The organism is Streptomyces sp. G5(2025) (assembly GCF_049542075.1).
Classification (GTDB): Bacteria; Actinomycetota; Actinomycetes; order Streptomycetales; family Streptomycetaceae; genus Streptomyces.
Genome location: NZ_JBMUZT010000006.1, coordinates 3,611,306 through 3,632,240, shown reverse-complemented (window position 1 = coordinate 3,632,240; position 20,935 = coordinate 3,611,306). Strand labels below are relative to the sequence as shown.

21 protein-coding genes and 1 pseudogene are annotated in these 20,935 nt (G+C 71.4%); 8 read left to right on the top strand and 14 right to left on the bottom strand.

All coding sequences use genetic code 11. The annotated features are described in order from the left end of the window. Positions 1 to 76: 76 nt before the first annotated feature. The 7 genes and pseudogenes from ACOBQB_RS27315 to mshD all read right to left on the bottom strand — a co-directional run bounded on the left by ACOBQB_RS27315 (position 77) and on the right by mshD (position 7,423). Positions 77 to 505 carry an NUDIX hydrolase gene (locus ACOBQB_RS27315; protein WP_423595194.1) on the bottom strand — a complete coding sequence of 143 codons (429 nt, stop codon included), beginning with the start codon at positions 503 to 505 and terminating at the stop codon, positions 77 to 79. Then, positions 502 to 1,641 (bottom strand): CHAD domain-containing protein, encoded by a 1,140-nt coding sequence (locus ACOBQB_RS27310; protein WP_423595192.1) that lies wholly within the window; start codon positions 1,639 to 1,641, stop codon positions 502 to 504. The genes ACOBQB_RS27315 and ACOBQB_RS27310 overlap by 4 nt, the downstream gene beginning before the upstream one ends. Further along, positions 1,622 to 3,973, bottom strand: coding sequence for an RNA degradosome polyphosphate kinase (locus tag ACOBQB_RS27305; RefSeq protein ID WP_423595190.1), 2,352 nt, complete (start codon positions 3,971 to 3,973; stop codon positions 1,622 to 1,624). The genes ACOBQB_RS27310 and ACOBQB_RS27305 overlap by 20 nt, the downstream gene beginning before the upstream one ends. A gap of 114 nt (positions 3,974 to 4,087) precedes the next feature. Beyond that, on the bottom strand, positions 4,088 to 5,056 hold the full coding sequence (locus tag ACOBQB_RS27300) for an ABC transporter permease (protein WP_423595188.1): 969 nt from the start codon (positions 5,054 to 5,056) through the stop codon (positions 4,088 to 4,090). Beyond that, complete coding sequence (locus ACOBQB_RS27295) at positions 5,053 to 5,955, bottom strand: ABC transporter ATP-binding protein (protein WP_423595186.1); 903 nt, start codon at positions 5,953 to 5,955, stop codon at positions 5,053 to 5,055. Before ACOBQB_RS27295 ends, ACOBQB_RS27300 begins: the two co-directional genes overlap by 4 nt. After that, positions 5,952 to 6,366, bottom strand: a pseudogene (locus ACOBQB_RS27290) (GntR family transcriptional regulator). Before ACOBQB_RS27290 ends, ACOBQB_RS27295 begins: the two are co-directional and overlap by 4 nt. 109 nt (positions 6,367 to 6,475) lie before the next feature. After that, entirely contained in the window at positions 6,476 to 7,423 is a 948-nt protein-coding gene (gene mshD / locus ACOBQB_RS27285; RefSeq protein WP_423595184.1) for a mycothiol synthase, read from the bottom strand. 193 nt (positions 7,424 to 7,616) lie between these two features. On the opposite strand from mshD, the gene ACOBQB_RS27280 reads away from it, so the two are divergent. Beyond that, positions 7,617 to 9,464, top strand: coding sequence for a bifunctional metallophosphatase/5'-nucleotidase (locus tag ACOBQB_RS27280; RefSeq protein WP_423595182.1), 1,848 nt, complete (start codon positions 7,617 to 7,619; stop codon positions 9,462 to 9,464). Positions 9,465 to 9,531: 67 nt separating this feature from the next. Beyond that, positions 9,532 to 10,839: a DUF2993 domain-containing protein gene (locus ACOBQB_RS27275; protein WP_423595180.1), complete on the top strand. Its 1,308-nt coding sequence runs from the start codon at positions 9,532 to 9,534 to the stop codon at positions 10,837 to 10,839. A 42-nt stretch (positions 10,840 to 10,881) separates the two neighbouring features. Here the strand turns inward: ACOBQB_RS27275 and ACOBQB_RS27270 are convergent, their stop codons facing one another. Together ACOBQB_RS27270 and ACOBQB_RS27265 are read right to left on the bottom strand one after the other, a co-directional pair. Beyond that, on the bottom strand, positions 10,882 to 11,376 hold the full coding sequence (locus ACOBQB_RS27270; RefSeq protein ID WP_423595178.1) for a cupin domain-containing protein: 495 nt from the start codon (positions 11,374 to 11,376) through the stop codon (positions 10,882 to 10,884). 161 nt (positions 11,377 to 11,537) lie between these two features. Continuing rightward, positions 11,538 to 11,840, bottom strand: a complete 303-nt coding sequence (locus ACOBQB_RS27265) for a hypothetical protein (protein WP_423595176.1) — start codon at positions 11,838 to 11,840, stop codon at positions 11,538 to 11,540. A gap of 124 nt (positions 11,841 to 11,964) precedes the next feature. Here ACOBQB_RS27265 and ACOBQB_RS27260 point away from each other — a divergent pair, with 124 nt between their 5' ends. From ACOBQB_RS27260 to ACOBQB_RS27250, 3 genes are read left to right on the top strand one after another with little or no spacing between them, the layout of a single operon-like run. Next, entirely contained in the window at positions 11,965 to 12,789 is an 825-nt protein-coding gene (locus tag ACOBQB_RS27260; protein WP_423595174.1) for a helix-turn-helix domain-containing protein, read from the top strand. Next, entirely contained in the window at positions 12,786 to 12,989 is a 204-nt protein-coding gene (locus tag ACOBQB_RS27255) for a DUF397 domain-containing protein (protein ID WP_423595172.1), read from the top strand. The genes ACOBQB_RS27260 and ACOBQB_RS27255 overlap by 4 nt, the downstream gene beginning before the upstream one ends. After that, positions 12,986 to 13,195: a DUF397 domain-containing protein gene (locus ACOBQB_RS27250; RefSeq protein WP_423595170.1), complete on the top strand. Its 210-nt coding sequence runs from the start codon at positions 12,986 to 12,988 to the stop codon at positions 13,193 to 13,195. The genes ACOBQB_RS27255 and ACOBQB_RS27250 overlap by 4 nt, the downstream gene beginning before the upstream one ends. Here the strand turns inward: ACOBQB_RS27250 and ACOBQB_RS27245 are convergent. The 5 genes from ACOBQB_RS27245 to ACOBQB_RS27225 all read right to left on the bottom strand — a co-directional run bounded on the left by ACOBQB_RS27245 (position 13,179) and on the right by ACOBQB_RS27225 (position 18,374). Then, the gene (locus ACOBQB_RS27245) at positions 13,179 to 14,609 is read right to left on the bottom strand and encodes a HAMP domain-containing sensor histidine kinase (RefSeq protein ID WP_423595168.1); all 1,431 of its coding nucleotides are present in this window, start codon (positions 14,607 to 14,609) and stop codon (positions 13,179 to 13,181) included. The genes ACOBQB_RS27250 and ACOBQB_RS27245 overlap by 17 nt on opposite strands. Then, positions 14,606 to 15,343, bottom strand: a complete 738-nt coding sequence (locus ACOBQB_RS27240; RefSeq protein ID WP_423595166.1) for a response regulator transcription factor — start codon at positions 15,341 to 15,343, stop codon at positions 14,606 to 14,608. Before ACOBQB_RS27240 ends, ACOBQB_RS27245 begins: the two co-directional genes overlap by 4 nt. Before the next feature lie 86 nt (positions 15,344 to 15,429). Next, positions 15,430 to 16,446, bottom strand: coding sequence for a S1C family serine protease (locus ACOBQB_RS27235; RefSeq protein ID WP_423595164.1), 1,017 nt, complete (start codon positions 16,444 to 16,446; stop codon positions 15,430 to 15,432). A 102-nt stretch (positions 16,447 to 16,548) separates the two neighbouring features. Continuing rightward, entirely contained in the window at positions 16,549 to 17,571 is a 1,023-nt protein-coding gene (locus tag ACOBQB_RS27230) for a LacI family DNA-binding transcriptional regulator (RefSeq protein WP_423595162.1), read from the bottom strand. A 23-nt stretch (positions 17,572 to 17,594) separates the two neighbouring features. Continuing rightward, the gene (locus tag ACOBQB_RS27225; RefSeq protein WP_423595160.1) at positions 17,595 to 18,374 is read right to left on the bottom strand and encodes a response regulator transcription factor; all 780 of its coding nucleotides are present in this window, start codon (positions 18,372 to 18,374) and stop codon (positions 17,595 to 17,597) included. A 213-nt stretch (positions 18,375 to 18,587) separates the two neighbouring features. Here ACOBQB_RS27225 and ACOBQB_RS27220 point away from each other — a divergent pair, with 213 nt between their 5' ends. From ACOBQB_RS27220 to ACOBQB_RS27210, 3 genes are read left to right on the top strand one after another with little or no spacing between them, the layout of a single operon-like run. Beyond that, complete coding sequence (locus tag ACOBQB_RS27220) at positions 18,588 to 19,442, top strand: alpha/beta hydrolase (protein ID WP_423595158.1); 855 nt, start codon at positions 18,588 to 18,590, stop codon at positions 19,440 to 19,442. 12 nt (positions 19,443 to 19,454) lie between these two features. Beyond that, entirely contained in the window at positions 19,455 to 19,709 is a 255-nt protein-coding gene (locus tag ACOBQB_RS27215) for a MoaD/ThiS family protein (protein WP_423595156.1), read from the top strand. Between the two features lie 5 nt (positions 19,710 to 19,714). Further along, entirely contained in the window at positions 19,715 to 20,914 is a 1,200-nt protein-coding gene (locus ACOBQB_RS27210; protein ID WP_423595154.1) for a hypothetical protein, read from the top strand. Positions 20,915 to 20,935 lie beyond the last annotated feature (21 nt).

Sequence of the window (20,935 nt, the reverse complement as noted above, 5' to 3'; positions counted from 1 at the left end):
TGGGCACGAGTGAACGGCGGGTGAACCTCGGCGGTCGGCCCGGTGAGGCTTTCCGGCACGGAAAGTATTCGCCCGACTACGCCAGGTTATGCGTGCTGAGCAGAGCGTCGACCAACTCGCGGTCGCGCGGGCGGGTGAGCCGCTCGCGGGCCGGGGCGGGAGAGAGCCAGACGATGCGGTCGACCTCGCGGTGGGGCGTGAAGTGACCGGTGGTGGCCTCGGCCGCCCAGTAGTCGACGCGCTTGGGGCGCCCGTGCGCGAGATAGCGGGCGGTGGGCAGACGGGCGCCCGGCACGCAGCGGTGGCCCGTCTCCTCCTCGACCTCCCGCAGGGCGGCGGCCAAGGCGGTCTCACCGGGCTTGAGCTTGCCCTTGGGGTGCGACCAGTCGTCGTACTTGGGGCGGTGGACGAGGCAGATCTCCGGCGCGCCGTCGGCGGGGGAGCGGCGCCACAGGACGCAGCCGGCGGCGAGAACGGTGCCCTCGTCCCTCCCGTGGTACGTCATCTCGTAGGCACCGTCTCGTGCTGCCAGGCCCGCTGGAAGGCGAAGCGCGCCGCCTCCACCTCGTGGCGCTGGTCGGCGTGGAGCACGCCGAGGGCGTACGCCGTGGCCGGGGCGATGCGCGGTGTACGGGCCGCCTGCGCCGCGGCCTGCGCGGCGGCGGCCGCCTCCCGGTGGACGTTCAGGGCATGGCTCGCGTCCAGGAGGCGGGCCTCCAGTGCGGCGGGGCCGTGGACGACCTCTTGGGCGTAGCGGTACAGGCGCAGCAGGGAGCGGACCTTCAGCCAGGGGGCGTCCTGGGCGTCGGGCGCGGACTCCGCGGCGTGCAGGCCGTGCGCCAGGGCCTCGGCGTTGTACGGGTGGCCCGCGCGGCCGAGCGGCAGGGCCTCCACGGCTTCGGCGAGGTCGGACTCCGCTGTGGCCGCCAGCCGCTCCAGGCTGTCCGTGGCGCCGCTGAAGGGGACCTCGCTGGCCAGCACCGCGACGCTGTCCGCGACGGCGTGGAAGCGGGAGGAGCCGAGGGCTTGCAGGGCGGTGGAGTGGGCCCGTGTTCGGGCGAGGGTCAGTTGCCGTTCCAGGAGGGCGGCGGCCTTGGCTGCGCCCACCGTCAGGGTGCGTGTCGTACCGCCCTGTTCATCGGCACCCGGCGGCTGGGGCTGTGCCCACCCTTCCCCAAGCTCTCGGCTTCGATCGAGCAGAGGACGCCCCGATCGCCGTGCGGAACGCCTGCCCACAGCGGGAGCAGCCTGAAGGGGACGTGCAGGGCTCGGTACCGAAGGGGGGCCCGAGAGGCGGTGCAGGGCCTCCTGGAGGCGGTGCAGGCGCGTCGCGTACGCGTGTTCCTGGGCCAGTGTGCCCGAGAGCCAGGCCAGCTCCGGGCGCAGGGCCGCCGACCACTGGGGGTCCAGGAGCGGGCGGAAGGTGTGCAGGGCCGCGCCGATGCGGCGGGCCGCCCCCCGCAGGGCGCGGGCCGCCTCCAGGGACTCCTCGGCGCCCTGCGCGTCCGTCGTGGACTCGCGGTGCAGCCGCAGCGAGCGGAGGAACTCCGTGGCCTGGTCCTGGAGGTGGGCCGCCAGGGCCTCCCCCGTGGCCTCCGCCGCCGTGCCCGTACCCGTCATCTCATGGTGTTGCTGTGCCACGCCGGCGCCTCCGGGCGTCTATGAGCATCTCCTGGACATTGCGCAGGGGCTGGCCGTCCTGGTCCACCGAGTGGCGGGTCCAGTTGCCGTCCGCGCCCAGGTGCCAGGAGGCGGTGGTGTCCGACATGCCGGTCTCCAGGAGCCGGCCGAGGGCCGCGCGGTGCGCCGGGTCCTGGACCCTGACCAGCGCCTCGATACGGCGGTCGAGATTGCGGTGCATCATGTCGGCGCTGCCTATCCACACCTCCGGTTCGCCGCCGTTGCCGAAGGCGAAGAGGCGGGAGTGCTCCAGGAAGCGGCCGAGGACGGAACGTACGCGGATGTTCTCCGAGAGCCCCGCGACGCCCGGCCGCACCGCGCAGATGCCGCGCACCCACACGTCGACCTCGACGCCCGCCTGGGACGCACGGTACAGCGAGTCGACCACGGCCTCGTCGACCATCGAGTTGACCTTGATGCGGACGTAGGCGGGGCGGCCCGCGCGGTGGTGCTGTATCTCCTTGTCGATGCGCGAGACGAGCCCGTCGCGCAGGGACCTGGGGGCCACCAGCAGGCGGCGGAAGGTCTCGCGGCGCGAGTAGCCGGAGAGGCGGTTGAAGAGATCGGAGAGGTCCGCGCCGACCTCCGCGTTGGAGGTGAGCAGGCCGAGGTCCTCGTACAGGCGGGCGGTCTTGGGGTGGTAGTTGCCGGTGCCCACGTGCGAGTAGCGGACGAGGGTGTCGCCCTCCTGGCGCACGACGAGGGAGAGCTTGCAGTGGGTCTTCAGGCCGACGATGCCGTAGACGACGTGGCAGCCCGCCTCCTCCAGCTTGCGCGCCCACTTGATGTTGGCCTGCTCGTCGAAGCGGGCCTTGATCTCGACGAGGACGAGGACCTGCTTGCCGGACTCGGCGGCGTCGATGAGCGCGTCGACTATGGGGGAGTCGCCCGAGGTGCGGTACAGCGTCTGCTTGATGGCGAGGACGTCCGGGTCGGCCGCCGCCTGCTCCAGGAACGCCTGCACGGAGGTCGAGAAGGAGTCGTACGGGTGGTGCAGGAGTACGTCGCGTTCGCGAAGGGCGGCGAAGATGTCGGGCGCGGACGCCGACTCGACCTCGGCGAGGTCGCGGTGGGTGCCCGCCACGAACTTGGGGTACTTCAGCTCGGGCCGGTCCAGCTTGGCGATGCTGAAGAGGCCGGTGAGGTCGAGCGGGCCCGGCAGCGGGTAGACCTCGGCCTCGCTGATCTTCAGCTCGCGCACCAGCAGGCTCAGCACGTTCGGGGCGATGGACTCCTCGACCTCCAGGCGCACGGGGGGCCCGAAGCGGCGCCGCATCAGCTCCTTCTCCAGGGCCTGGAGGAGGTTCTCGGCGTCGTCCTCCTCGACCTCCAGGTCCTCGTTCCTGGTGAGCCGGAACATGTGGTGCTCCTGGATCTCCATGCCCGGGAACAGCTCCTGGAGGTGCGCGGGAGCGGCGATGACGTCCTCTATGGGGACGTACCGCTGGGGGGAGGCCTCAAGAAAGCGGGAGAGCAGCGGCGGGACCTTCACGCGTGCGAAGTGCTGGTGGCCGGAGACCGGGTTGCGGACGACCACGGCGAGGTTGAGCGAGAGGCCCGAGATGTACGGGAAGGGGTGCGCGGGGTCCACGGCCAGCGGGGTCAGGACGGGGAAGATCTGCTGCCGGAAGAGCGTGAAGAGCCGGGACTGCTCCTTCTCGGTCAGCTCGTGCCAGCGCACCAGCTGGATGCCCTCGTCGGCGAGACCGGGCGCGACGTCGTCGTGGTAGCAGGCGGCGTGCCGGGCCATGAGCTCACGGGAGCGGTTCCAGATGAGTTCCAGGACCTCGCGGGGCTGGAGGCCGGAGGCGGAGCGGGTGGCGACGCCGGTCGCGATGCGTCGCTTGAGGCCGGCCACGCGGACCATGAAGAACTCGTCCAGGTTCGAGGCGAAGATCGCAAGAAAATTCGCCCGTTCGAGGAGGGGGGTCTGTGGATCCTCGGCGAGTTCAAGCACTCGTTCGTTGAACGCGAGCCAGCTGCGCTCCCGGTCCAGGAACCGGCCTTGCGGCAGCTCGACGCCGTCGTGCCCGACCTGCGCGTCCTCGTCGTACGCGTCGAGGTCGGCGTCGAGGTCGGGGGCGAGGTCGGAGATGGTGGCGGCGATGGTGTGCGGCCTGTGCGCGGCGATGGAACCGACGGAAGGCTGGGCGTGCTGGACCTGTCCCTGCGTGTTCGGCTGGCTCATGAAGCCATTCTTCCGCGTGGGTACGCCGATGGGCGCGTCGGAGAGCGCGGGAGCGAGGTGACGCCTCCCGTTCTCCGGGGGCGGGTCGGGCACGGCGGGCTGCATTGAGCGAGCGTCGCAAGCTTGTCTGAATCAGTGGTTACGGAGACATGACGTGCGGGCCATCGACCGGAGACCCCCGGGCGTCTTCGCGGCGAGGGTCTCCGGTGATCGTACGGTTCAGGCCGTCCGGCGGCGCAGGAGGCGGAAGGCGGCATACGTGGCGGCCGCCGTCAGGGCCAGCACGATGCCGGTCTCGATCAACTGGGTGTACCAGAAGTGTGATCGGGGGTGGTAGTCCATGTACCAGCCGGTGATCCTGGTGTCGGTGGGGCAGGAGAAGCCGGGCTGTGGCTTCGGGAGGCACAGGTACTCCGTGAAGCGGTCACCGGCGGCGTTGGTGACGCCCTGGTCCATGCTGAAGGAGCCATAGGGGAACCTGGTGGGGAAGCTGTTCTCCCTGGTGGCGGGCCCGGTGGCGGTGTCCACCGGCACCAGGTGCCAGCGGGCGCTGCCGAGGTTCCACAGGAGGAGGCCGGTGACGGCCCCGGTGGCGGCCATCGCGAGCAGCGTGCGGCGCACGGCGAGCCCGATGAGCGTGCCGAGGGCCACGGCGAACAGGGAGTACGCGACGAGGACGGGGCCGGTCGCCTCGTAGACGCCCCGGTCGGCCCAGTGGAGGTTCCAGCGGACGCCGATCGTGCCGTACATCCCGAGCCGGAGCGCCCCCATGAGGGCGAGCGTCCCGCCCACGGCGAACGCGGCGGCCGTGGTCATCTTGGCGGCGAGCCAGCGCGCGGGGGAGAGGGACTGCGTCCAGGAGAGCTTGTGGACGCCGCTCTCCAACTCGCGCGCCACCAACGGGCCCGCGACGAACGCGCCGATGAGCAGGGGGACCAGGAGCAGGCCCAGGGTGCCCTTCTCCAGGCTGATGTCGAGCAGGTCCCGGGCGCTGGCGAAGCCGAGGAAGGAGTCGCAGGGCTTGCCCACGACACAGTTGTCGTCCGAGACCGGGTAGGCGTTCGCCGCCCAGCGCAGCCAGCCGGTGCAGGCGACCGCGAGGACGACGACGGCACCGGCCGCCAGGAGCGCGGTGCGGTGCACCCGCACGTCCACCCAGCGCGGGCCCCGCAGGGTCGGCAGGCTCATGCGGTCACCCCCGGCCGGGCCGGGGCGGAGGTGCCCGGAGTGATCAGCGGTGGCGCGTCCGGGGACCGGAGATGGGCGAGCAACAGTTCCTCCAGGGAAGGTTCTTCGACGTCCCAGCCACCGCCGAGCGGGCCCTCGGGGCGGATCAGGGCGGTCACGCCCCGCCCGGTGGCGCGGGACTCGATGACGGTGTGCGGGGCGAGGTCGGCGGCCGGGCGGGCGCCCGTCACCAGGGCGTGCGCGGCGACGATGTCGTCGATGCCGCCGCCGAGCCGGACGCGTCCTTCGGATACGAGGAGCAAGTGGTCGCAGGCGTCGGCCAGTTCGCCGACGATGTGCGAGGACATGACGACGGTGGTGCCGTGCTCGGCGGCCTCCGCCATGAGGGTGCCCATGAGCTGGTGGCGCGCGAGAGGGTCCAGGTCGGCCATCGGCTCGTCCAGGAGCAGCAGTTCGGCGCGCTTGCCGAGCGCGAGGGCGAGCGCGACGCGGGTGCGCTGGCCGCCGGAGAGCGTGCGGACGCGGGCGCCCGGATCGAGGGCGCCCCCGGCCAGGACGCGCTCGGCGACGGCCATGTCCCAGCGCCCCGGGTTGAGTTCGGCGCCGAGCCGCAGCGTGTCGGTGATGGTCAGCCGTGGGTGGAGCGGCTTGTCCTGGGCCACGTACGCCACGCGGGCGCGGGCCTTGGCGGGGCTGGTGCCGAGCACGGTCAGCGTGCCGCCGCCGGGCCGCTCCAGGCCGGCCGCGAGGGAGAGCAGCGTGGACTTGCCGGCGCCGTTGGGGCCGACGACCGCGCAGACGCGCCCGGCCGGGAGGCGGAACGAGCAGTCGCGCAGGGCCTGGCGGCGGCCGAAGCGTTTGGTCAGGGCGTGCGCCTCGATGGCGGCGTCGTCGGTCATGCGGGGTCCCCCTGTGTCGGTGCGGATTGCGTTTCCACCGGTGCGAACTGCTCTTCGAGTACGGCGCCGAAGAGCGCCGCCACGTCGTCCTTCTCCAGCCCCGCCGCCCGCGCCCGCGCGGCCCACTCGACGAGTTCCCCGCAGCGGCGAGTCGGCCGGTGCGCTGCCCAGCGACTTCCGTACGAAGGTGCCGAGGCCGCGGCGGGCCTCGACGAGTCCCTCGCGCTCCAGCTCGCGGTAGGCCTTGAGCACCGTGTTCGGGTTGATGGCGGTGGCCTCGACGACCTCGCGTGCCGTGGGCAGCTTGTCGCCGGGCTCCAACAGGCCGAGGCGCAGGGCCTGTCGGGTCTGCTGGACGATCTGGAGGTAGGTGGCGACGCCGCTGCGCCGGTCGATGCGGTATTCGACCACTGCCGTGCACCACCCTTTCACTAATTGAGTAGTGAAAGGGTGGTGCAAGAAGGGGGCGGCGTCAAGCGACGCCGCCCCCAAGAGGCTTGAAGTCAGGTGAAGCCGCTGCTCACGTCTCCGTGCGGTACATCAGATCCGTCTCGTACGTCACGAACCCGAGCCGCTCGTAGACGCTCACGGCCGCCTTGTTGTCCGCGTCCACGTACAGCATCGCGGTCGGCAGGCCGGCCGCCGCGAGGTGGCGCAGGCCCGTCGTGGTCAGGGCCTTGCCAAGGCCGCCGCCCTGGGCGCCGGGGCGCACGCCCACGACGTACACCTCGCCGAGGCGCTCCTCGGCGTGCACCTTCGTCCAGTGGAAGCCGACCAGTTCGCCGTCGCCGCCGCCCTCGCCCTTGCGCTCGGCGAGGAAGAAGCCCGCCGGGTCGAACCACGGCTCGGCCTTGCGGTCGTCCAGGTCGCGCTGGGTCAGGGAGCCCTGCTCGGGGTGGTGCGCGAAGGCCTCGGCGTTCACCGCGAGCCAGGCCGCGTCGTCCTGTCCGGGCACGAAGGTACGGATGGTCACCCCGGCGGGAAGGACCGGCTCGGGCAGGTTGAGGTCCGCCAGCGGGCGCCGCATCTGGCGCAGTTCGCGAAAGAGCGTCAGGCCGAGCACCTGCGCCAGGTGCCGGGCGGCGGAGTGCCCGCCGTGCGCCCACACGCGAAGCCGCCGCCCGGACTCGCCGAGCAGCGCGGTGCCGAGCGCCCGTCCGTGGCCGCGCCCCCGGTGCGAGGGGTGCACGACCAGCTCGGCGGCGGGCGCCTCCACGGGGTCGGTGTCCTCCAGCTGCGCGTATCCCACGAGCCGGTGGTCGACGCTGAGCAGTAGATGCCGTACGCCCTCCCGCTCGCCGCCGCGCAGTTGCAGCCGCCCCTGCTCGGAGACCGCCTGCTGCCCGTCGGCGCGGGCGGCCTCGGCGAGCAGCCCGAGCACGGCGTCGGCCTGCGCCGATGTCAGTGCGGCGAGGGTGTCGATCTTCCGGAGGGTGGCGGGAGCCTCGGCGGGCCGGTCGTCAGTCATGGGTCGAGGGTACGGCGGCCGGGCCCACGGGTGGCCGGGTGCAGGTCAGGACATGGGGGATGTGCCCGTATCGCTCCCGATGGCAACCGCCTCGTAACCCGTAACCCCCTGTTGCGCTACGCGCGTTGACTCTAGGCTGCGCACGGCGGTATCGCCTCCCAGTCGTCGTCTCACATCACCCTCAGGGGGACACGTGTCAACCACACCCCAGCCGCGCAGACCCGGACGCCGCGCCACGCGCGTGCTCGCCGCGGCCGCCTCGCTCGCCACGCTCGGCGCGCTGGCCGCCGCGCTCCCCGCCGGCGCGGGGCAGGACCACGCGGGCGGGGGCAAGGACGGCAAGAAGCGCACGGTGGACGTGCAGCTGCTGTCGTTCAACGACTTCCACGGGAACCTCCAGCCGCCCGCCGGCTCCTCCGGGCAGGTGACGGAGAAGCAGCACGACGGCACCGAGAAGAAGATCGACGCCGGCGGTGTCGAGTACCTCGCCACGTCCCTGCGCACCGCCCGCAAGGCCCACCCCTACAGCGTCACCGCGGCCGCCGGTGACCTGATCGGCGCCAGCCCGCTGCTCTCCGGCCTCTTCCACGACGAGCCCACGATCCAGGCGATGAACAAGCTGGACCTGGACGTCACGAGCGTCGGCAACCACGAGTTCGACGAGGGCGGCAAGGAACTGGCCCGCATGCAGAACGGCGGCTGTCACCCCAAGGACGGCTGCTTCGAGAAGGACAAGAAGGGCGAGCCCAAGGAGTTCGAGGGCGCCGACTACCCCTACCTCGCCGCGAACGTCACGGACGAGAAGACCGGCAAGCCCATCCTCAAGCCCTACTGGGTGTGGAAGCACAAGGGCGTGAAGGTCGGCTTCATCGGCGTCACCCTGGAAGGCACCCCGAACATCGTCTCGGCCGAGGGCATCAAGGGCCTGAAGTTCCACGACGAGATCGAGACGGTCAACAAGTACGCCGACATCCTCGACCAGCAGGGCGTGAAGTCCATCGTCACGCTCATCCACGAGGGCGGTGCCCCCGCCAGCCAGTCGTACAACTACGACTGCGACTCGCCGGGCGCGGGCGACGGCATCTCCGGGCCCATCACCGCCATAGCCAAGGGCATCACGCCGAAGGTCGACGCGCTCGTCACCGGACACACGCACGCGGCGTACGTCTGTACGATCCCCGACCCGTCGGGCAAGCCCCGCATGGTGACCTCGGCGTCGTCCTACGGCAAGCTCTACACGGACACCACGCTCACGTACGACCGTAAGACCAAGGACATCGTCCGTACGAGCGTGCTGTATTCATCTCCCAGGGCCGCGAACCACGTGGTCAGCCGGGAGCAGGCCAAGGCGCCGGACATGACCTCGCTGATCAACCGCTGGGACGGGCTGGCCGCGCCGATCGCCAACCGGCCCGTCGGCTACATCTCCGCCGACATCCCCGGCCGCGGCGCCGGCGTCCCCGAGTCCCCGCTCGGCGACCTCATCGCGGACGCGCAGCTCGCGCACGCCAAGTCCCTCGACCCCGAGGCCGACCTGGCGCTGATGAACCCCGGCGGCATCCGCTCCGACCTCGTCCACAAGGCGAGCGGCAGCGAGGGCGACGGCGTCGTCACGTACGGCGAGGCGTTCACCGTGCAGCCCTTCAGCAACACCGTCAACCTCGTCGACCTGACCGGCGCCCAGCTCGTCACCGCGCTCAAGCAGCAGGTCAGCGGGGCTAACGAGGCCTCACCGAAGATCCTTCAGGTCTCCGAGGGGCTGACGTACACCCTCGACATGACGAAGAGCGGCGCGGACCGCGTCGTCACCGGCTCCATCAAGCTGAACGGCAAGGCCCTCGACCCGGCGGCCACTTACCGCGTCGCGCTGAACTCGTTCCTCGCGGGCGGCGGCGACGGTCTGCCGGAGCTGGGCAAGGGCGCGAAGCCGCTCGTCGGCGCCGACGACCTGAAGGCGTTCAACGACTACCTGACCGCCAACTCCTCGGCGGGCAGCCCGATCGCGCCGCCGAAGGCGGACCGGATCACGATCGTGAAGTAGCGCTCACTTCGGCGCCTACTGGAGGTAAGGCTTGGGGTGGGGTGTGAACGTATGGTGAGATCATCTGATGCGTTCCCCCCACCGCATAACCACGCAGCCACCTCCGGACGAGCCCTCCAGCACCCCCGCCAACACCCCCGACAAGCTCTACCGCAATCCGTACGACGAGCTGGCAGCCCTCGCGCCGAACCCGCTGGAGGAGTTCCTCCACGAGGACAGGCCCGACAACCTCGACAGGCCCGACAACCTCGACAGGCCTGATGCGGCCGATGAGGCCCCCTGGGCGCCGCCCAATCACCGCCGTGGCAGGAGCCGCAGGAGCCGCAGGGGCCGGGGCCGCGCCCGCCGCCGGTTCGCCGGGCTGCCGCTCGCCGCGAAAGCCCTGGTCGCCGTCGTCGTCGCCACCGCCTTCCTCGCCCTGGGCGACCGCTGGGCCCTGCTCTACGCCGAACACGAGGCCGCGGAGAAGCTCAAGGAGCAGATGGATCTGAGCGCGGCGCCGGAGGTCGACATCGAAGGGTTCCCGTTCCTCACCCAGGTCCTCGACAAGCGTCTGGAGCGGGTGAAGGTGACCGTCCCGGACGTCGCCGCCGACCGCGTCTCGCTCGCCAAGGTCTCCGCGACCGCCACCGACGTCACGATCCTCGGCGAGGGGCCCACGTCCATCAAGGGCGCCCGCATCGGCGCCATGGACGGCGAAGTGCTGCTGTCCTTCGAGGACCTCAACCGCGAACTGGGCGCCTCCCAGGTCACGTTCACCGGCCGTGGCCGTGACGAGGTCCTCGCGCGCGGCACGCTGCCCGTCGCGGGACACGACCTGAAGGTGCGCGCCGACGCCCGCATCCAGCGCAACGGCGAGCGCGGCATCTCCACCGACATCGGCGGCATGAGCCTGCAACTGGGCGACCTGGCGACGTACCGCCCCGGCACGCGCGAGAAGGAGGGCCTGCACCTGTCGCGCAGCTCGGCCGACCGCGTGGCCAAGGAGACGGCCAAGGCGAAGGCGCTGCTGTCCGTTCCGGCGATCGTGAAGCGGCTCGGCGTCCCCGAGTCCGTCGTGCGCGAGGCCCTCAAGAGCGACGCCAAGCTGGGCGACCTCACCGGTTCACCGCGCTTCGTGAACGACGTGATGGGCCTCAACCTCATCGACGTGGCCATGGGCCACCCCGAGCTGCTCAAGAAGCTCGGCCTTGACCCCGCCCTCCTCAAGGGCCTGGCCCAGCTCACCCGCCCCGCCCTGGCCGACCGCCTCACCCTCGCCTTTCAGCTGCCGAAGCTGCCCGGGCCGGGGACGGTGACGCTCCGGGACGTGACGGTGGAGAAGGAGGGCATCCGGGTGCGGCTCACGGGGACGGGGCTGGGCTTCGGCCCATAGGGGCCCATAGGGGCCCATAGAGGCCCACGGGGGCTTATCAGGTCACTGCCCGGCTTCGAGGGCGGCGCGCCACGCCGGGCTGTCCACGTAGTGGTTGTCGTACCGCTCGGAGGAGTCCTTGATCTCCTGCGGGCTCGCCTCGCCCCGCATCACGCGGCCGAGCAGCCGCAGGTAGTCGAAGCGCGGCATGCCGGGCGTGAAGACGAACAGGACGTCGGCCTCGGCACCCGGGGCCGCGGCGAAGGCGTGCGGAGTGTGCGGCGGCACGAGCAGGAAGTCGCCCTGCTCCAGCACCTTCACCTCGTCGTCGACGAGCACCTGGAGGGAGCCGCTGATGACGAAGAACAGCTCCGATGCCGCGGTGTGGAAGTGGGCGGGGGCGCCCACGGCCCCCTTGGCGAACGTCGAGCGGTAACTGGTGACCGAGCTGCCGTCCGTGCCGGAGTCGGCGAGCAGGGTCATGACGCTGCTCGGGTCACTGGTGGTCTCGGCGGTGGCGGCGCGGGTCAGAACCGGCTTGAGGACGTTGGCGTTCATGGTCGTTCTCCCTGCTCCGGGCGGTGGTCCCGGGTTCCCCCGTGGCCTTGTGAGTACGACTCTAGGCCGCGGATTGCCCCAGTCCTTGGTGCAGTTCGCCTCCAGAAAGGCGGGGCAATTCCTCGCGCCGCCCGCCCGGCGACGGGTCGGCGGGGTGCCGATCAGCTCCGGATGCGGTCACCTCTGCTGTGCGCGACGCGCAGCGTTTCGCGGAGGGACTCGGTGGTCCGGGTCAGGGCGAAGCGGACGGCTCGTTCCCCTGCCGCGACGTCGGCCAGGACCGCCTCGGAGCCGAGCAGCACGTCACGGGCGGAGGACAGCTGGGCTTCTTCCACGTCGTCTGCCAGGCGTGACAGCAGGCTTCGGGAGTCGTCGGTATCGAGGTAGCAGGGTTTGCCCTCGGGCGAGCTCCAGGGGAGCAGCCTCAGGCGCCCGCGTTCCTGCTCTTCGTCCTGGTCGGTCACGGTGGTGCTCCTTGGCTTGGCGAGCGGTGATTACCTTGCGTGTTCTGATGCTCACGGATTCGGCGTACGTTCCGACAGGGTGGGGAAGTTGTCCGTACGCAGGACAACGAGAGGGGTCACCGGCATGCCCGAACAGGCGCCTGTGGAGGCGGAGTCGGGACGCGGGTCGCTCGCGCGCACGCTCCGGTATCTGAGGGAGAAGGCAGGCATATCGCTGGGCAAGCTGGCGGAGGACACCGCGTACGACAAGAGCTACCTGTCACGCCTTGAGAGCGGTGAGCGGCTGTCGAAGCTGGCGGTCATGGAGGACCTTGACCGTTACTACGGGTCCGGGGACCTGCTCGTCACCCACTGGAAGGGGGCTCGACGGGAGGCGTTCAAGGATCAGTACAAGGAGTTCATGGGGCTTGAGGCGACGGCTCGAGTGATGCGGCTGTTCACGCCTGGGGTGCCCGGACTTCTCCAGACCGAGGACTTCGCCTACGAGGTGTTGTCTGGCGGGCAGACAGCGGCGGGCGGCCGCGAGTTAGTAGAGGAGCAGGTGGCCGCGCGGGTGGGACGGCAGTACCTGTTGCGGCAAGACCCGGTGCCGGATGTCCGGGTCATCATGGACGAGTTCGCTTTCCGCCGACCGGCTGCCAACATGCAGACGTGGCGCGACCAGTTGCTGCACCTGGAGACCGTCGCGATGTGGTCCAACACCGTCATCCAGGTGCTGCCGTTCTCGGCCGGTGTCCACCACCACATGAACGGGTCGCTGACGCTGCTGTGGCAGAAGGACGGAAGCGCGGTTGCTTACAAGGAGGGCAACGGCTGCAGTGAGTTGATCGAGGATCCGAGCGAGACCCTGCGGCATCGGCTGTCCTACGATCGGCTCAGAGACCTGGCGTTGTCCCCGCCGGAGTCACTCGCGTTCATCAGGGGCGTTCTGGAGGAACACAGATCATGACGCGTACCCCCGACCTCAACTCCGTGCAATGGCGCAAGTCGTCGTACAGCGAGGGGGGAGCCAACGATTGCGTCGAGGTCGCCGACGGCTATCCGGGCTTCGTCCCCGTCCGCGACAGCAAGACCCCCGCCGCCCGCCCCCTCCTCATCGGTGCCCAGCCCTGGGCGTCGTTCATCGGCTCGCTCAAGGCAGTTCGTTGATCACGGGCCGCACCCCCGACCTGAGCACCGCCGTATGGCGCAAGTCGTCGTACAGCGACGGGGGCGGTACGAACTGCGTCGAGGTCGCCGACGGCTACCCGGGCTTCGTTCCCGTCCGCGACAGCAAGACCCCCGCCGCCCGCCCCCTCCTCATCGGCGCCCAGCCCTGGGCATCGTTCATCGCCTCGCTCAAGGCAGTTCGCTAGGCGGCGGCGTCGACGCGCCCGGCAGCCGGACCGAGGCGACCGTGCCGCCGCCGTCCGCCGCGGCCAGGGTCACCTCGCCGCCCGACTGGCGTACCGTGCGGGCCACGATCGACAGGCCCAGGCCCGAACCCGGCAGGCTCCGCGCGGTGGGCGAGCGCCAGAAGCGGTCGAAGACGTGGGGGAGTTCCTCGGCGGGGATGCCGGGGCCGTGGTCGCGCACTGTCAGTTCGCCCTCCCGCAGGGCGACCTCGATGGCCGAGCCCGGGGGGCCGAACTTCACCGCGTTGTCCAGGAGGTTGACCACGGCGCGCTCCAGCGCGGCCGGTTCCGCGCGGACGTACCAGGGGGAGAGGTCCGCCGTGAAGGTCAGCTCGGGGCCGCGCAGCCGGGCCCGGTCCAGGGCCGCTTCGACGATGTCGTGCAGGGCGATGACCTGGACCTTGGCGCCGCCGTGGCCCGCGTCGGGCCGGGACAGCTCCTGGAGGTCCCCGATCAGCGAGGCCAGTTCCGTCATCTGTGCCTTGACGGAGGCGAGCAGCGCCCTGCGGTCGTCGGGCGGGATGGCCCGGCCGGTGTCCTCGCTGCGGGCCAGCAACTCGATGTTCGTACGCAAGGAAGTCAGCGGGGTGCGCAGTTCGTGGCCCGCGTCGGCGATGAGTTGTTGCTGGAGGTCGCGGGAGGAGGCCAGCGAGGCGGTCATGGAGTTGAAGGACTCCGACAGGCGGGCGATCTCGTCGTCACCCTCGACGGGGATACGAAGGTCCAGGTCCTCGGTGCGGGCCACGTGCTCCACGGCCTCGGTGAGACGGTCCACCGGGCGCAGACCGGTACGGGCCACCCAGAGGCCGGCCACTCCCGCGCCGAGGATGCCGACACCGCCCACCAGCGACAGCAGCAGGGCGAGGTTGTCGAGTGTGTCCTGCACCTCGCTGAGGGGGCGGGCCAGGGAGACGGCGTACGCGGTGCCGTCCAGGGGGTAGGTGAGCACGCGGTACTCGGTGCCGTCGGAGGCGGTGGCGTTGTGGAAGGTGGACGGTGACTCGCGGAGGGCGACCGCGGTGTCCGCCTTCTTCAGGGCGAGGCTCTGCTTGCCGAGGACGACACAGCTGCCGCCGGTCTGATCGACCACCTGCACGGTCTGGTCGAGCAGGTTCGGTGGCGCGTTGTTCTGGTCGACGATCGTGCGGCGGCAGCGGCCGTCCGCGTCGATCATGCCGTTCACATAGTTGTCCCAGTTGTCGGTCACGCGGCTCTGGTCCAGCGAGTCGTCCAACGAATCCACCAACGCGTCCCGCACCACGAACCAGCACACCGCCGCCGCCATGGCCACCGCCACCGCCACGGCCGTGGCGACCAGCAACGCCAGCCGGGACCGCAGCGGCAGCCCCCGGAACCGCCGGACGAGGCCGCTCACTCGCCGCCCCGCAGCACGTACCCCACACCCCGCACCGTGTGCACGAGGCGCGGTTCGCCGGCCGCCTCCGTCTTGCGGCGCAGGTACATCACGTACACATCCAGGGAGTTGGAGGACGGCTCGAAGTCGAAGCCCCAGACGGCCTTGAGGATCTGTTCGCGGGTCAGGACCTGGCGGGGGTGTGCCAGGAACATCTCCAGCAGGGTGAATTCCGTCCGGGTCAGTTCCACCGTCCGCCCGCCCCGCGTGACCTCGCGCGTCGCCAGGTCCATCCGCAGGTCGGCGAAGGCGAGGATGTCGCCCTCCTCGGCCTGCCCCGCTCCGGCGGCGTACGAACTGCGCCTGAGCAGGGCGCGGATGCGGGCGAAGAGCTCGTCCAGCTCGAAGGGCTTGACCAGGTAGTCGTCGGCGCCCGCGTCGAGTCCCGTGACGCGGTCGCCGACCGTGTCGCGCGCGGTGAGCATCAGGATCGGCGTGGTCGACCCGGTGGCGCGGAGCCTGCGGGCGGCGGTGAGGCCGTCCATGCGGGGCATCTGGATGTCCAGTACGACCAGGTCGGGGCGGTGGGCCGCGGCCTTCTCCAGGGCGTCGGCGCCGTCGACGGCGACCTCGGTGGCGTACCCCTCGAAGGCGAGACTGCGTTGCAGCGCCTCCCGCACGGCGGGCTCGTCGTCCACGATCAGGATGCGCTGCTGCTCGCGGTCACCGGTGCGGTCGCCTTCGGCGGGGTTCATGGGCTTCGGACTTCCTCGGGAAACGGGAAAGGGATGGAACGGGGCCGGTATCAGCCTCGCACGCGGGCCGCGTTCCGGCCGCCGTGTCAGGTCTGCGAGCCCGACCGCAGTTTTCCGAGGTCGTCCTTGACGGTGTCGATGGGGATGGCGAAGCCGAGGCCGACACTGCCGGAGGCCGAGTCGCCGCCGCCCTGCGCCGACGAACTGGGCGCGTACATCGCGGAGTTGATGCCGATGATGTTGCCGCTCATGTCGATGAGGGCGCCACCGGAGTTGCCGGGGTTGAGCGAGGCGTCGGTCTGGAGCGCCTTGTACGTGGTCTTCGACGACCCGGTGTCGCCGTTGAACTCCTGCCCGCCGAACTCGAACGGCCAGCCGCCCTGCGGGCTCTGCGGCTGCTCCTGGCCCTCGCCGGTGGAGACGGTGACGTCCCGGTCGAGCGCGGAGACGATGCCGCTGGTGACGGTGCCGGTCAGGCCCTCGGGGGAGCCGATGGCGACGACCTCGTCACCGACCTCGACCTTGTCGGAGTCGCCGAGCGTCGCCGGCTTGAGCCCGGAGGCGCCCTTCAGCTGGACGAGCGCGAGGTCCTTCTTGCTGTCGGTGCCGATGACCTCGGCGTCGTACGTCCTGCCGTCGTTCGTGCGCACCTTGATCGAGGTGGCACCGGAGATCACGTGGTTGTTGGTGATGATCTCGCCGTCGCTCTTGGTGATCACGCCGGAGCCCGTCGACTTGCCCTGGGCGGTGCTGGCGCTGATCTCGACGATGCTCGGGCTGACCGCCTCGGCGACCCCGGAGACGGTGCCCTTCTTGCTGGTCGGCACGGCGTTCGTACCGGTGGCCGCGGTGGCGCTGCCCTGGTCGGTCAGTGTCTGCACGGCGTACGCGGTGCCGCCGCCCACGGCCGCCGCCGCGATGGCGACGGCGGCGAGCAGGGCCACGGGACCCTTGGCCCTGCGCCGGCGCGGGGCGGGCCCGTGGGGTGCCTCCGGCGCGTAGGCGGGCGGGGGCGGGAAGCCGCCCCGCGTACCGCCGTGGTGCACAGGCGCTGACGACTGCTGCTGGGGGTACTCGCCGCTGTGGCGGAAGGTCTCGGTCATGTCATCGACAGTGACCGGCGTACATGAGAACTGCCTGAGTACGTCCTGAGAAGCCCGGCAGAAGTGCGTATGCCCGTTATAAAGCCCGCCCCGCGGGGACGCTCACCGGCAGCCGCAGGACCGGCGTACGACCAGCCGCGAGGGGAACTGCTTCAACCGCTCGCGGCGCGAACCCGCGACCCGCAGCCCGTCGTCCAGGACGAGGTCCACGGCCGCGCGGGCCATCGCGGGGCGGTCGGAGGCCACGGTCGTCAGCGGCGGGTCCGTGAGGCCCGCCTCCTTGACGTCGTCGAAGCCGGCGACGGCCAGCTCCCCGGGCACGTCGATGCGCAGTTCGCGCGCGGCCCGCAGCACACCGATGGCCTGGTCGTCCGTCGAGCAGAAGATGGCGGTGGGCCGGTCGGGCCCGGCGAGCAGCTCCAAGCCGACCTCGTACGCGTCGTAGCGGTTGTACGGCGCTTCGAAGAGGCGTCCCTCCACCGACCGCCCGGCCTCCCGCATCGCGCGGCGCCAGCCCTCGACGTGGTCGGAGACGGGGTCGCCGACGGTCGGGGTCTCGGCCATGCCGCCGAGGCAGGCCACGTACTCGTGGCCGTGTTCGAGGAGGTGGCGGGTGGCGAGCTGCGCGCCGCCGACGTCGTCCGTGACGACCGCGACGTCGTCGATGGCCTCGGGCCGCTCGTGCAGGAGCACCACGCGCGCGTCCCACGCGTCTATCTCGGCGGCGGCCTGGTCGGTCAGGCCGTGGCTGACGAGGATGAGGCCGGAGACCCGCATGCCGAGGAAGGCGCGCAGGTAGTGGGTCTCGCGCTCCTCCACGTAGTCGGAGTTGCCGACGAGGACCATCTTCCCGCGCTCGGACGCCGCCTGTTCGACGGCGTGCGTCATCTCCGCGAAGAACGGCTGGCGCGCGTCGGGCACGATCATGCCTATGAGGTCCGTGCGCCGGGACGCCATGGCCTGCGCGACCCGGTCCGGGCGGTAGCCCAGCTCCTTGATCGCGGCGAGTACACGCTCGCGCGTGGCCGGGGCGACCGGCCGGGGTCCGTTGTTGATGACATAACTGACGACCGCGGTCGAAGTACCCGCCAGTCGCGCCACATCGTCCCGCGTCACCTTGGCCACGCGCGCAGTCTACGCGGATGGACCTACTGCCCCGCAGGCCGTGCGACAGCTTGCTCGGCCCGGGGCGCCGCGGCCCCCTCGGCCCTGGGCTTCGCCGCCTTCGCCTTCTCCTCCTCGGCCGCGCGCTCGACCTTCTCCGGGACCACGAAGCGGTAACCGACATTCCGGACGGTGCCGATGAGCGACTCGTGCTCGACGCCGAGCTTGGCGCGCAGCCGCCGCACATGGACGTCGACCGTGCGCGTGCCGCCGAAGTAGTCGTAGCCCCAGACCTCCTGGAGCAGCTGGGCGCGCGTGAAGACCCGGCCCGGGTGCTGCGCCAGGTACTTGAGCAGCTCGAACTCCTTGAAGGTCAGGTCCAGGACCCGGCCCTTGAGCTTCGCGCTGTACGTCGCCTCGTCCACGGAGAGATCGCCGTTGCGGATCTCCATGGGGGAGTCGTCGGAGGTGATCTGCTGGCGGCCCATCGCGAGCCGCAGCCGCGCCTCCACCTCGGCCGGTCCTGCCGTGTCGAGGAGTACGTCGTCGATGCCCCAGTCCGCGGTGACGGCCGCGAGGCCGCCCTCGGTGACCACGAGGACCAGCGGACAGCCGGGCCCGGTGGAGCGCAGCAGCTGGCAGAGACTGCGCACCTGCGGAAGGTCGCGGCGCCCGTCGATCAGGATGACGTCGGCACCGGGGGTGTCGACGAGAGCGGGCCCCTCCGCCGGGGCGACGCGCACGTTGTGAAGGAGCAGGCCGAGGGCGGGGAGCACCTCCGTCGACGGCTGGAGGGCATTGGTCAGGAGCAGCAGAGAGCTCATCGCGCCCCACCTGCCTGGGTAGTCCTGCGGTCGTCGTGCACGTTTCGCTCGCCCATAACGTCGGTTCCTCCTCGGTCCCTGCGAGGACGTTTACGGCACTGCTCGGTACGGATGCTGCTGCGATTCCGGGGGCCCGCGCCCTGGGCCGCCTGAAAGCACAAAAGGACCCGGGGGCTGCGTTGCCCGGATCCTCTGCCCAGCACAATAGCTCACATGAGTTCCGGTCCGGCAGGTCAAAAGGCGCGATCTTCTGTGCGGCCGCTCACTCGCGGTCAGCCTCATGTTCGACGGCGCGCCACGCTCCGTACACAGGACGGGGTCGCCATCGACGCCGCGTACGACCCCGGTCCGGGGAGCCCGACCGGTCACGGGGGCGTCGCGATCGTCCTCGCGCACGGCTTCACCGGGGACCTCGCGCGGCCCCACGTGCGCCGCATCGCGGGCGTCTTCGCGCAGCGTGCGGCCGTGATCACGTTCTCCTTCCGGGGGCACGGCGCGTCCGGCGGGCACTCCACGGTCGGCGACCGCGAGGTGCTCGACCTGGCGGCGGCGGTGGAGTGGGCGCGGTCGCTCGGTCATGCGCACGTCGTGACGGTGGGGTTCTCGATGGGGGGTTCCGTCGTGCTCCGTCACGCCGCGTCACACCGGGGGCGCACGGAAGCGCGGACCGACGCGGTGGTCGCGGTCAGCGCCCCGGCGCGCTGGTACTACCGGGGAACGGCGCCGATGCGGCGGCTCCACTGGGTCGTGACGCGGCCCACAGGGCGCGTGGTCGGCCGATTCGGGCTGCGCACCCGAATCCACCCGCACGAGTGGGACCCCGTCCCTCTCTCGCCGGTCGAGTCCGTCGCCCTGATCGGCGCGACACCGCTGCTCGTCGTGCATGGCACCCGTGACCCTTACTTCCCCGTCGACCACCCCCGGATGGTGGCCGCCGCCGCGCCGGAAGGCGCCGAACTGTGGCTGGAGGAAGGCATGGGGCACGCGGAGCACGCGGCCTCGGACGAGCTCGCGGGGCGGATCGCGGCGTGGGCCACGGCATCATGGACGTCGGCAACCGCCGACTGAAAGGGGAGTCGCATGGTGAACGGCACCATTCGTTACTGGGCCGCTGCCAAGGCGGCCGCAGGCGTCGCCGAGGAGCCGTACGCGGCGGCGACGCTCGCCGAAGCGCTGGCCGCCGCCCGTGAGCGGCACCCCGGAGAACTCGTCCGGGTCCTCCAGCGGTGCTCCTTCCTGGTCGACGGTGCCCCCGTCGGGACCCGCGGGCATGAGACCGTACGGCTGGCCGAGGGCGGCACGGTCGAGGTGCTCCCGCCGTTCGCAGGAGGATGAGCGCCATGTCCAATCAGCCGTACGAGGGCTATGAGGGCTACGAGGGGTACGACCCCTACGCCGGGCAGCAGCAGTACCCGGACCAGCAGCAGTACGCCCAGCATCCTTACCCGGACCAGCAGCAGTACGCCACCCCCCAGCAGGCGTACCCGGACCAACAGCAGTACGCCCAGCAGCCTTACCCGGAGCAGCATTACCCCCAGGACCAGTACCAGGACCACTACCAAGGCCGACACCAGGATCAGTACACCCAGCAATGGGAAGGGCAGACCTGGGAGACGCAGGTGCAGCCGCCTGCCGCGGCCGTGGACGTGACGGAGACGGCGTACCTGCCCGTGCAGGGCGATCCCTACGGGCAGGCTCTGCCGCCGGTGGCGGCGGCGAGCGAACCCGCGGGCGAGGCGCCCGCGCCCTCATTCGGTCCCGCCACCGTCACCGGCAACACCCGCGTCACCGACGCCCAGCGCGCCCGCGCCGAGGGGCGTTCGCCGATCATCGAGCCGGGGATCCAGCCCGCCGCCCTGACCGCGGTGCTCGGGCTGCTGCTCGCCGCGGGCGCCGCCGTGGGGCCGTACGCCCTGCTCGTGCCGCTGGTGATCCTCCAGGCCGTGACCGCCGCGGGCTGGTTCCGGCTCAACGGCATGTGGCCCGCCCGGCAGGGCATCGCGCTCGCCTTCCTCGGCGGTGTCGTCGCCGATGTGGTGCTGCTCGCCGTCGGCAAGGAGCACGCGCCCGCCGCGATCCTCGGCACCCTCGGCGTGTGGGTGCTGCTGGTGCTCGTCCTCCAGTTGCGCAGCCGGGCCGGGGCGGACGAGCGGATGTACGGGCTGATGGCCACCGTCGTCTCCGCCGCCCTCGCGATCATCGCCGCCGGGCACCTGGCGGCGATCTCCGACGCCGTCGTCGTGGGCGGCGTCGCGGTCGCCGTCGCGATGATCGCCCGCGCGCTGCCGCTGCCCACGCCGGTCTCCGTCGTCGTGGCGCTGCTCGCGGCCGCCGGCGCCGGGGTCGCGGCCGGCGGCATGACGGACCTGGGGAGCAAGGGCGCGCTGCTCGCCGTCGGCGCCGGGGTCTGCGCGCTGATCGGGCACCGCGCCGCGAGCTACGACTACCCGTCGCGCTTCGTGCACATGACGGCGGGTGTCGCGCTCCCGCTGGCCGCCGCCGCGCCGGCCGTCTACCTCCTCGGCCGTGCCATCGGCTGACGGACGTTCCGTGACGGACGT

Coding starts and splice junctions, on each gene's coding strand:
- ACOBQB_RS27315 (WP_423595194.1), bottom strand. CDS start 505: ATGACGTACCACGGGAGGGACGAGGGCACCGTTCTCGCCGCCGGCTGC.
- ACOBQB_RS27305 (WP_423595190.1), bottom strand. CDS start 3,973: ATGCAGCCCGCCGTGCCCGACCCGCCCCCGGAGAACGGGAGGCGTCAC.
- ACOBQB_RS27300 (WP_423595188.1), bottom strand. CDS start 5,056: ATGAGCCTGCCGACCCTGCGGGGCCCGCGCTGGGTGGACGTGCGGGTG.
- ACOBQB_RS27295 (WP_423595186.1), bottom strand. CDS start 5,955: ATGACCGACGACGCCGCCATCGAGGCGCACGCCCTGACCAAACGCTTC.
- mshD (WP_423595184.1), bottom strand. CDS start 7,423: ATGACTGACGACCGGCCCGCCGAGGCTCCCGCCACCCTCCGGAAGATC.
- ACOBQB_RS27275 (WP_423595180.1), top strand. CDS start 9,532: ATGCGTTCCCCCCACCGCATAACCACGCAGCCACCTCCGGACGAGCCC.
- ACOBQB_RS27270 (WP_423595178.1), bottom strand. CDS start 11,376: ATGAACGCCAACGTCCTCAAGCCGGTTCTGACCCGCGCCGCCACCGCC.
- ACOBQB_RS27260 (WP_423595174.1), top strand. CDS start 11,965: ATGCCCGAACAGGCGCCTGTGGAGGCGGAGTCGGGACGCGGGTCGCTC.
- ACOBQB_RS27255 (WP_423595172.1), top strand. CDS start 12,786: ATGACGCGTACCCCCGACCTCAACTCCGTGCAATGGCGCAAGTCGTCG.
- ACOBQB_RS27240 (WP_423595166.1), bottom strand. CDS start 15,343: ATGAACCCCGCCGAAGGCGACCGCACCGGTGACCGCGAGCAGCAGCGC.
- ACOBQB_RS27235 (WP_423595164.1), bottom strand. CDS start 16,446: ATGACCGAGACCTTCCGCCACAGCGGCGAGTACCCCCAGCAGCAGTCG.
- ACOBQB_RS27225 (WP_423595160.1), bottom strand. CDS start 18,374: ATGAGCTCTCTGCTGCTCCTGACCAATGCCCTCCAGCCGTCGACGGAG.
- ACOBQB_RS27220 (WP_423595158.1), top strand. CDS start 18,588: ATGAGTTCCGGTCCGGCAGGTCAAAAGGCGCGATCTTCTGTGCGGCCG.
- ACOBQB_RS27215 (WP_423595156.1), top strand. CDS start 19,455: ATGGTGAACGGCACCATTCGTTACTGGGCCGCTGCCAAGGCGGCCGCA.
- ACOBQB_RS27210 (WP_423595154.1), top strand. CDS start 19,715: ATGTCCAATCAGCCGTACGAGGGCTATGAGGGCTACGAGGGGTACGAC.